General features: G+C 61.8%; 11 protein-coding genes and 1 tRNA gene. 2 read left to right on the forward strand and 10 right to left on the reverse strand.

The genetic code is table 11. The features are described 5' to 3' along the window. Positions 1 to 48: 48 nt before the first annotated feature. The 10 genes from rplL to tuf form a co-directional block, all read right to left on the reverse strand. Positions 49 to 426 (reverse strand): 50S ribosomal protein L7/L12, encoded by a 378-nt coding sequence (gene rplL, locus EN984_RS10480; protein ID WP_023762907.1) that lies wholly within the window; start codon positions 424 to 426, stop codon positions 49 to 51. 54 nt (positions 427 to 480) lie between these two features. Next, positions 481 to 999, reverse strand: a complete 519-nt coding sequence (gene rplJ / locus EN984_RS10485; protein WP_013531412.1) for a 50S ribosomal protein L10 — start codon at positions 997 to 999, stop codon at positions 481 to 483. 395 nt (positions 1,000 to 1,394) lie between these two features. After that, entirely contained in the window at positions 1,395 to 2,093 is a 699-nt protein-coding gene (rplA, locus tag EN984_RS10490) for a 50S ribosomal protein L1 (protein ID WP_013531411.1), read from the reverse strand. A 4-nt stretch (positions 2,094 to 2,097) separates the two neighbouring features. Next, positions 2,098 to 2,526 (reverse strand): 50S ribosomal protein L11, encoded by a 429-nt coding sequence (rplK, locus tag EN984_RS10495; protein WP_013531410.1) that lies wholly within the window; start codon positions 2,524 to 2,526, stop codon positions 2,098 to 2,100. 159 nt (positions 2,527 to 2,685) lie between these two features. Continuing rightward, a complete protein-coding gene (gene nusG / locus EN984_RS10500; RefSeq protein ID WP_013531409.1) occupies positions 2,686 to 3,213 on the reverse strand; it encodes a transcription termination/antitermination protein NusG in 528 nt (175 codons plus the stop codon). 27 nt (positions 3,214 to 3,240) lie between these two features. Beyond that, positions 3,241 to 3,444, reverse strand: coding sequence for a preprotein translocase subunit SecE (gene secE, locus EN984_RS10505; RefSeq protein ID WP_013531408.1), 204 nt, complete (start codon positions 3,442 to 3,444; stop codon positions 3,241 to 3,243). Positions 3,445 to 3,841: 397 nt separating this feature from the next. Continuing rightward, positions 3,842 to 3,917: transfer RNA gene (locus EN984_RS10510), tRNA-Trp, on the reverse strand. Positions 3,918 to 4,109: 192 nt separating this feature from the next. Continuing rightward, a complete protein-coding gene (locus EN984_RS10515) occupies positions 4,110 to 4,607 on the reverse strand; it encodes a metal-dependent hydrolase (protein ID WP_127268201.1) in 498 nt (165 codons plus the stop codon). Between the two features lie 250 nt (positions 4,608 to 4,857). Continuing rightward, positions 4,858 to 6,498 (reverse strand): hypothetical protein, encoded by a 1,641-nt coding sequence (locus EN984_RS10520; RefSeq protein ID WP_127268200.1) that lies wholly within the window; start codon positions 6,496 to 6,498, stop codon positions 4,858 to 4,860. Positions 6,499 to 6,652: 154 nt separating this feature from the next. Continuing rightward, positions 6,653 to 7,828 carry an elongation factor Tu gene (gene tuf, locus EN984_RS10525; RefSeq protein ID WP_095090666.1) on the reverse strand — a complete coding sequence of 392 codons (1,176 nt, stop codon included), beginning with the start codon at positions 7,826 to 7,828 and terminating at the stop codon, positions 6,653 to 6,655. 342 nt (positions 7,829 to 8,170) lie between these two features. On the opposite strand from tuf, the gene EN984_RS10530 reads away from it, so the two are divergent. Both EN984_RS10530 and EN984_RS10535 read left to right on the forward strand, forming a co-directional pair. Then, entirely contained in the window at positions 8,171 to 9,268 is a 1,098-nt protein-coding gene (locus tag EN984_RS10530) for a helix-turn-helix transcriptional regulator (RefSeq protein ID WP_127327964.1), read from the forward strand. 12 nt (positions 9,269 to 9,280) lie between these two features. After that, the coding region (locus EN984_RS10535; RefSeq protein WP_164765432.1) for a DMT family transporter at positions 9,281 to 10,008 on the forward strand (728 nt) is incomplete at its 3' end.

A 10,008-nucleotide genomic window follows, 5' to 3' on the forward strand; every position in this document is an offset into this window, starting at 1 on the left:
GGGCGAGGGGAGTGGCGGAGGGCGCGAGGCCGCCCGCCGCTTTCACGATTACTTCAGGTCGACCTTGGCGCCGGCTGCTTCCAGCTGGGCCTTGAACTTGTCAGCGTCGGCCTTGGAAACGCCTTCCTTGACCGGCTTCGGAGCCGCTTCGACCAGATCCTTGGCTTCCTTGAGGCCAAGACCGGTGATGGCGCGGACTTCCTTGATGACGTTGATCTTCTGAGCGCCTGCCTCGGTGAGGACGACGTCGAATTCCGTCTTTTCCTCGACCGGAGCAGCAGCGGCCGCACCACCGCCAGCGGCGGCAACAGCCACCGGAGCAGCGGCGGAAACGCCCCACTTTTCTTCCAGAAGCTTCGACAGCTCGGCCGCCTCGAGGACGGTCAGCTTCGAAAGGTCGTCTACGATCTTTGCGAGATCAGCCATTGTTGTGTTCCTTCATAAGGTTCGAACGTGTGTTTGTGATAGCGAGGAACGGCCTCATGCCGCCTCGTCCTTCCGGGCGTAAGCGCCGATGACGCGCGCGACCGAGGCCGCTGGCGCATTGACGATCTGGGCGATCCGGGTTGCCGGCGTGGCGATCATGCCAACCAGCCTGGCGCGCAGCTCATCGAGCGACGGAAGTGTGGCGAGTGCCTTCACACCGTCGGCATTGAGCGAGGTGGTGCCCATTGCGCCGCCGAGAATGACGAGCTTGTCATTTCCCTTGGCGAAATCGGACGCGACCTTCGGCGCCGCAATCGGATCCTCCGAATAAGCAATCAGCGTCTGTCCCTTGAACAGCTCGATGATCGATGCGGAGTCCGTGCCCTGAAGAGCGATTTTGGCGAGACGGTTCTTCGCGACTTTGACGGTGCCACCGGCGGCGCGCATTTTCGACCGAAGGTCGTTCATTTGCGCGACGGTGATACCGGCGTAGTGGGCCACGACCACTGAACCTGCGTTCGAGAACGCACCGTTCAGGCCCGTGACGAGTTCGCGTTTTTCCGCTCTGTCCACTGCCTATCTCCAGTTGACCCCAATCCTGTTAACGGGAACATCCCATTGACGAGGACAGGCGTCGGGTTGCCTTTTGTCGGCCGGGCCATCCAGTAACGGATCTCCCGAACGACGCTCGAGGATCCTGCCCCCTTTCGCCACATCGACGGTCAAGCCGGCGATGCGCAGACAAAAGGCAAACACGGTTCGAACCTTTCATTGGAGCAATCGCTCCGTTGTCCGGTCTTCACCCGTCTCATGCAGGCCCAAATCGAATTAAGGCTTCTGGGCCGCCTGCAATCTCGGACAGGATGTCCGGAAACCTCTCGGCTTCCGGTACCGGGCCGCCAACTAGGTCGGAGGCCCGGAATTCTTTGCAGATCAGCCGTTTACCGGCCGATCTCGATCAAAACTTATCAGGACGCGTTGAGCGTCGCGACGTCGAGCTTGAGGCCCGGGCCCATCGTCGAGGTGACCGACACCTTCTTGACGTAGTTGCCCTTGGCGCCAGTCGGCTTTGCCTTGGTCACCGCATCGGCGAAGGCGCGGATGTTCTCTTCCAGGGCCTTGACGTCGAACGACACCTTGCCGACGCCGGCATGGACGATGCCAGCCTTCTCGACACGGAACTCGACGGCGCCGCCCTTGGATGCCTTGACGGCGGCGGCAACGTCGGTGGTGACGGTGCCGACCTTCGGGTTCGGCATCATGCCGCGCGGGCCGAGCACTTTGCCCAGACGACCGACGAGCGGCATCATGTCCGGCGTGGCGATGCAGCGATCAAAATCGATCGTGCCCTTCTGGACGATGTCGACCAGATCCTCGGCACCGACGATGTCGGCGCCGGCGGCGCGCGCTTCGTCGGCCTTGTCGCCACGGGCGAACACGGCGACACGCACCGAGCGGCCGGTGCCGTTCGGCAGGTTGACCACGCCGCGGACCATCTGGTCGGCATGGCGCGGGTCGACGCCGAGGTTCATGGCGACTTCGATGGTCTCATCGAACTTCACCGAGGAACGGTCCTTGAGCAGCTTCAGCGCATCGCCCAGGGCATAAGCCTTGTTGGGATCGATGCCTTCGCGGGTCTTCGATACGCGCTTTGCAATCTTTGCCATGATCTTAGCCCACCACTTCCAGACCCATCGAGCGGGCGGAGCCCTCGACCATGCGCATGGCCGCTTCGACGTCGTTTGCGTTCAGGTCTTTCATCTTCGCGGTGGCAATCTCGCGGACCTTGTCACGCGAAACCGTACCGGCCTTGACCTTGCCCGGCTCCTTGGAACCGGACGTCAGGTTCGCCGCCTTCTTCAGGAAGTAGCTCACCGGCGCCGTCTTCATGACGAAGGTGAAGGACTTGTCCTGATAGTAGGTGATGACGACCGGAACCGGCGATCCCTTTTCCATTTCCTGGGTCTGCGCGTTGAACGCCTTGCAGAATTCCATGATGTTGATGCCACGCTGACCAAGCGCCGGGCCGATCGGGGGAGACGGCGTCGCCGATCCCGCTTTCACCTGGAGCTTGAGCTGGCCTGCAATTTTCTTAGCCATCTCTTTTCCTGCCTTTGTCTATGCCGGTCATGCCGGCGGTTGCAGTCTGGTGGTGCGGTTCGCGCAGCCGGCTAAAGCCGCACTCGCCTCCCACCGTCTCAGGCCGCGCGCTTCCGCGCCGCCTCCCCTGATCGCCAAACCGGCGTCAGGGATTTCGGATCAGCCCTTTTCGACCTGTCCGAATTCCAGATCGACCGGCACGGCGCGCCCGAAGATCGAAACTTCCACCTTGAGCCGCGCCCGCTCCTCGTCCACTTCCTGGACGAAACCGTTGAACGACGCGAACGGACCATCCGAAACGCGGATCGCTTCGCCGATCTCGAACGTGACCGAGGGCTTGGGCCGCTCGACGCCTTCCTGCACCTGGTTCAGGATGCGCTGGGCTTCCGCCTCGGTGATCGGCACCGGCTTGGAGTCGCCCAGGAAGCCGGTGACCTTCGGTGTGTTCTTGACCAGCGAGAACACGGCGTCGGTCAAATTGGCCTTCAGCAGCACATAGCCCGGGAAGAACTTGCGCTCGGCATCGACCTTGCGGCCGCGGCGAACTTCGACGACCTTCTCGGTCGGAACCACGATCTGGTGGATGTCGGCGGACAGGCCCTTCTGCTTGGCCTTGTTCTCGATATCCTCGGCGACCTTCTTTTCAAAGTTCGAATAAGCGTGGACGATGTACCAGCGCGCGGTCATTTCAAGACTTCTCCGTAATCGCCGGACTTAGCGTCCGATGCCCAGAATCTGTTCGACCGCAAGGCCCATGAGCTGATCGGCGGTGAAGAAAAAGATCATCGCGATCACTGCGAAGGCCAGAACCATCACCGTCGAGATCATCGTTTCGCGTCGCGACGGCCAAGTCACCTTGGCGGTCTCCGCGCGAACCTGCTGGAGAAAGACGAAAGGATTTGTGGTTTTCGAAGCCATATGCCGCTCTGTCTTCAAGACCCGTTGGCCGGGTCTCCTGGATGATCCCGCTGGCCGGGACGTGCCGCCTGAGCCCAATCTCGCGCCGAATCAGCGCAATCATTTCGCCCATGCAAATCAGACGCGTAAAGCCGGTTTCCCAGCTCCACGCGTCGCGTGTCTGTTTCGTCTACATAAAACCGATTCTTGATCCACGCAAGTGGCAAGTCTCCGCTTTATGACCAAACACCGCCTCGGAACCATCCAGTCGTTCCGTCCCGGCTATGGCGCTCTTATGCCCCAATCGACCCTATATGGCAAGCGGGTCGCCGATTTTCAAAGGCCAGAGCATGGAAATATCGCTTTGAAACGCCATTTCGAAACGGCGAAACATTGCGTTGAATGCCATTCCAAGAAATGGCACGGGCAGCAGGGCTCGAACCTACGACCTGCGGTTTTGGAGACCGCCGCTCTACCAACTGAGCTATGCCCGTATCGTGCGCATGTCGGCGCAGAAGGCGCTTCCTAAAAGCTTCCGCACGCTCTGTAAAGAGCGGTTTGCAAGCAAACGCGCCTTAATCCCGACAAGGCCATCCGGGTCGATCCCAAGCTCCGGCCTGAAGTCGCCAGCGCGCGGTGGCGTGATTGAGAGAGACGTCGCCTGCCCTCTTCGATGTGGAGCGTCCTCAAGCGGCATTCGTGGCAGGCTGCGGTCGCCCGCGTGCAAGCCAAAGCGCCCAGCCGCATATCAGGAGTTCGCATGCGAACGTCCAGTGCAGCAAAAAGCTGAGCACCCAATTGCTGAAGTCCGCCGGTACAGTGACGAGTTCGAACGCCCGCCGATCGAATGGCATCAGCCACAATATCGGCGACGCCAGCGTATCGAGGACCATATGCAGCATGGCGGCGGCAAAGAAGGCAGCCGTGGCTGCCAGATACGAGCGGGCGCGCCAGCTGACGAATAGCAACGACAGCGCCCCTGCGGCCGCCCAGAACAGCGGCCAATGCGTCATATAGGAGTGATGGCGGGTGCGTCCGCCGTCGATGAAATGGAAATACAGCATATCGATATCGGGGATGACACTGCCGACTATGGCGGCCCCGACGATAGCCGGGCTGCCAGGCCACTGCCTGCGCATGAACGTTCCGAGAATATAGCCACTTGGAAGATGGGCGATCAGCATCTCGGGACCGTTCACGGTTGCAGGCCAGTGCAGCATTCCGCCCTATTGTGGCGTTATTCCGGATGCCTGCGCCCGATACGTTTCGTGCCGATCATGGTTTCGTACCGGTGGCTTATAGGGGCCGCCCGGCACGCCCCAACCCAGGCCGGCATCGATCCTCCGCCTGCCTGGCGCCGCCAGCAGCGACGATAGCGGAACAATCGGAAGCGGCTCAAGCTGCCTCATGCCCGGTTTCCGGCTCCGCCGCACACTACAATTTGGCCGGCGCATCAGCCTCGGCATTGGCGGAAGGCCGGATCCGGCAATTCTCGGGTCTTGGCACCGCCTCGCAAATGGTGGCACCGGTCAGCGCGTCGACCGATTGCAGGCCGGTCGTCAGGCCGACCTTCAGCATCATGCCGGGTTCCAGCCGGCGCTCGACCGAGCGCCGCTCGATCGCTGCGAACAGGGCGGGACCGATCGCCATCTCCTCGAGATAGGCCTTGACCATCTGCTTTTGCCCCATCGGGTAAAGGCTAAGCCGCGCCTGGGGACCGACAAACCGCCTGATGCCGCCGGCAAGCATCAGCGCGCAGGCCGAATCGCACTCCACGCCGGCATCGATGCTCAGCCCGGCATAGGCGCCCTCTTTGGCCAGGCAATTCCACGCCCCTGGGTCACAGCCGACGAAATCGGTGCGGCCAACGGCGACGTCGAGCTTCTTTTCATGGATAAGCCGTCCTGCCGCCAGGGCGCTGAGCAGGTCGCCTCCCCTCGAACTGATCACGACAGGCAGTTGCCGTTTGCCAAGCATGGCGAGCAATTGGCGCAGCTTCTGCGGGGTCCGGGGGGTGATCGCACCTTCCGCCGAAATCCATTCCGGGCAGTCTGGATTGCAGAGTGGATTGGTGCCGCGAACGACAACGAAGCGCATGTCCTCATCGCGCCGCGCCGCCTCGGGTTCGATCGCCGGCGGAGCAGACTTATCCGCGGTCGCCGTCAGGCCGTCAGGCTTGTTCCCCGGCATTTCCCGGCAATTCGCGGCCAGGCGACCGGGCTCGCACAGGCTTGCCGCGGTCAACACGCCTACAGCGTCCGTGCTGGTGACCAGCTTCATCGCCAGCATGTCGTCGAGGGCGATCTGGTGGATTTCGCTGGCCGGGGTGCCCTTCATCGTTTCGAGCATGCTTTGTTCGATGCCCATCTGTTTCAGGTAGGCCGCCAGCTTTTTCTCAACCGCCTTGCTCATCTCGTAGGTCTTGTAGCTGCCGGCGTTCTTGCGGCTGACGATCTTTGTGTTGAGGATCTTCTTCTTGCCTCCCACGACGCGATAGGTGGTCCGGTATTGCAATTTCGTACGGATGTAGGTCGTGGTGATCTGATGGACGCCGAGATAGGCCCATTCGCCGGCCACCCGCCTGATACCGCCGGCAAACATCAGAGGACAGGCGGAATTGCACATGGCGCCATAGTCGATGACATCGCCGAAGTAGCGGGCGTCACGGCCCTGGCAGCCCTTCGCATCGGGCTGGCAGCTGGAAAACACCGTCTTGCCGATGGCGATATCGAACTTGTTCTTGCGGATCAGCCGGCCAAGCGTCAGCGCCGCCTCGACATTGCCGCCGGGAGAATCGACGACAACAGGCAGTTTCCGCCCACCAAGCGTCTTCAGCATGCGTTTGAAGAGTGCCGGCGTGCCGGCTTCTATCGAGCCCTCGGCCGATATCCATTCCGGGCAGATCGGCTCGCACCCCGGTGCGTTGCTGCGAACGATGCCGAACCGCATCGTCGGCCCAAGATCCGGCGCCGCATCCGCCGCAAAGGCTCCCGGGCCTGCGGCAAGCAATGCGAGCAGCCAGGTCAGAGCCAGCGGCCACAATGCCCGACGATGGAAAAACCGCCTTGGAACCATTTGAAAAAAGCCCCTCGATGCAACCTATACTAGTCGAGGCCCGGAGCCTTGCAACAGGGTTCGGCCGACTGGGCCGCAACCGATAGCCTCGCAAAAGAAAAGGGCGGCCCGAAGACCGCCCTTTTCTTGTCGATCCGGCGAATGCCGGGCTCGATTATTCCTTGATGGTGACGACGATGCCGGCACCGACGGTGCGGCCGCCTTCACGGATAGCGAAGCGCAGCTTCTCTTCCATGGCGATCGGCACGATCAGCTCGACATCGACCGTGATGTTGTCGCCCGGCATCACCATTTCGGTGCCTTCCGGCAGCGACACGATGCCGGTCACGTCGGTCGTGCGGAAGTAGAACTGCGGACGGTAGTTGGTGAAGAACGGCGTGTGACGGCCACCTTCATCCTTGGTCAGGATGTAGGCTTCGGCCACGAACTTCTTGTGCGGCTTCACCGTGCCCGGCTTGGCCAGAACCTGGCCGCGCTCGACACCTTCACGATCAACGCCGCGCAGCAGCGCGCCGATGTTGTCGCCGGCCTGGCCCTGATCGAGCAGCTTGCGGAACATCTCGACGCCCGTGCAGGTCGTCTTGGTCGTCGGACGGATGCCGATGATCTCCAGCTCCTCGCCGACCTTGACCACGCCGCGCTCGACGCGGCCGGTCACGACCGTGCCGCGGCCCGAGATCGAGAACACGTCTTCGATCGGCATCAGGAACGGCTTGTCGAGCGGACGAACCGGCGTCGGAATGTAGGCATCGACCGCAGCCATCAGCTCGCGGATCGCGTCTTCACCGATCTTCTTGTCGGAATCTTCCAGCGCAGCCAGAGCCGAACCCTTGACGATCGGAATGTCGTCGCCGGGGAACTCGTTCTTGGTCAGAAGCTCGCGAACCTCGAGCTCGACCAGTTCGAGCAGCTCGGCGTCGTCGACCTGGTCGACCTTGTTCAGGAACACCACGATCGACGGCACGCCGACCTGACGGGCCAGCAGGATGTGCTCGCGGGTCTGCGGCATCGGGCCGTCGGCAGCCGACACGACCAGGATCGCGCCGTCCATCTGCGCGGCACCGGTGATCATGTTCTTCACATAGTCGGCGTGGCCGGGGCAGTCGACGTGAGCATAGTGGCGGGCAGCCGTCTCGTATTCGACGTGCGCCGTCGAGATCGTGATGCCGCGCGCCTTTTCCTCAGGGGCGGCGTCGATCTGGTCGTAGCGCTTGTATTCGCCAAAATACTTGGTGATCGCCGCCGTCAGCGACGTCTTGCCATGGTCGACGTGGCCAATCGTGCCGATGTTCACGTGAGGCTTGTTACGCTCGAATTTACCTTTGGCCATTGTCTCTTTCCTTGGACGGCCCGGATCTTCAGTTCGGTCGAAGACCTTCAGTTCAGTCGAATGCGGGGCGATTAGCGACAAAGGCCAAAAAACACAAGCGTCTTTTGGCCGGGTGCCGTCTCACTCAGTCCGAACCATCGATCCGATTGCGGGATGAGACGCAGATATAGGAAGGCGAACCGTCAAATGGAATGGGCGTTGCATACTGGATCCGAAGCCGAGGATCGGGCGCTTGTCGATATGGCGAATATCTGGTTTGCTCAGCCGATACAGGTCATTCATATCGCTAGCGCGATGGCTGGGCGGATCGTTCGTTCCCGTGCCGATTGAGGGGCAACTTTCATGGAAGATCTGATCGACCGAATCTACGAAGCCGCATTCGTGCCAGAGCTGTGGCCGGTGGTGCTTGACGGCTTGAGCACGATGTCGGGATCGGTAGGCGGCGCCTTGCTGGTCGCCAGCGAGGCTCATCCGCCGCGGTTTGCGGCATCGGCATCGATTATGGATGCGCTGATTGAATTCTCTTCCGACGCGTGGCGAAACAACGATCGTCCGTTGCGCTGGAAGCCTAGTGTCGATGGGTTTCTTCGCGACGTCGAACTCTTCAGTCCGGACGAATTGGAAACCGATCCGATGAGACACGAATTGATCAGGTACGGATTGGGCTGGCAAACCGGCATGGTCATACCGATGACCAATGGCGAGGTCGTGATCTACAGTGTGGAGCGTCGTCTGCAGGACGGTCCGCATGACCCAACCTCCATCGCCTCGCTCAACGTCCTTCGCCCGCATCTTGCCCGCGCCGGGCTTGTTGCGGCAAGGCTTGGCCTGGAGCGGGCGTTGGCCACCGTATCGGCCCTGCAGAGCGTTGGGCTTCCTGCCGCAGTCATGTCGGCCGGCGGACAGGTGGTTGCCACCAACGGACTGTTCGATGCGTTGCCGTCCATTTTTCAGCCGCTGGCGTATGACGGCTTGGCAATCGGCGATCCGAAAGCCGATTTGCTGTTCCAGGAGGCAGTCAGGAGCACTTCGGCTGCCATCGTGCCAATCGTCAGGTCCATTCCCGTTCGCCAGACGATCGATCAACCCGCTGTCGTCCTGCATGTGTTGCCGCTTCGCCGATCGGCAAGGGACATATTCGCAGGTGCAAACATCCTTGTCGTTGCAGCGTCGATCCGCATGGGCAACCAAGAGCCGTCGCCGCAAATTCTGAGCGCGCTCTTCGATCTGTCTCCGGCCGAGGCAAAGCTTGCCGCATCGCTGGTATCCGGCCGTCCGCTGAAAGCGGCGGCACTTGACCACGGGATCACGGTCAAAACCGCCCGTACCTACCTTGAGCGCGTCTTCTACAAGACCGGCACCGGCCGTCAGAGCGAATTGGTGGCGTTGCTGAGCGGCGCTGCCCCATTGGCACCTCTTGCCGCCACCACCCGCCTCTGATCTTGTGGCCGGATGCATTTCATCCCTGCCTCTATCCGCGGCCCGCTGTTCATGATCGTCTCGACGGGGTCGTATCTCGTCAACGACACGATGATGAAGCTCGCGACAGCAGGCCTGCCGTCCTACGAAGTGTTGTTTCTGCGCGGTGCCGCGGCAGCCCTCTGGGGCTTCCCGCTGTTGTTCGCGCTGGGCTACGGCAAGCAGATCCCGCTGATCTTCGACAAGCGCGTACTGAGCCGGAACATGCTCGAGCTGGCGGCGATCCTTTGCTATGTCGTCGCGCTCGCCAACATGCAGATCGCCGATTCTACCGCGCTCGGACAGATCACGCCGCTCTTGATGCTGGTCGGCTCCTCGATCCTGTTTGGCGAGCGGATCGGCGGCCGGCGCATGGCGCTGATCGGGCTCGGCTTCGTTGGAGCGCTGATGGTGGCGCAGCCGACCATGCAAGGCATTTCGGTCTACGCCTTGCTGGCGCTCGGCAATGCCACATTTGCGGCGGCGCGCGACCTTGCCGGCCGGCGGGTCGCGGCCGAGGTGCCGGGGATGATCGTGGCGATCTCCGCCGTCGTGGTGGTGCTGATCGGCGCCGGCGCCGCGCATCTGGTTTCCGAGCGTTGGGTCATGCCCGGGGCACATCACCTGCTGCTGATGGCCGGCGCCGGATTTTTCCTGATCTTCGGCCATTTCTTCATCTTCATGGCCTATCGCATCGGACCGACCAGCGCCGTGGCGCCGTT

This window comes from Mesorhizobium sp. M7A.F.Ca.CA.004.12.1.1 (assembly GCF_003997835.1).
Lineage (GTDB): Bacteria > Pseudomonadota > Alphaproteobacteria > Rhizobiales > Rhizobiaceae > Mesorhizobium.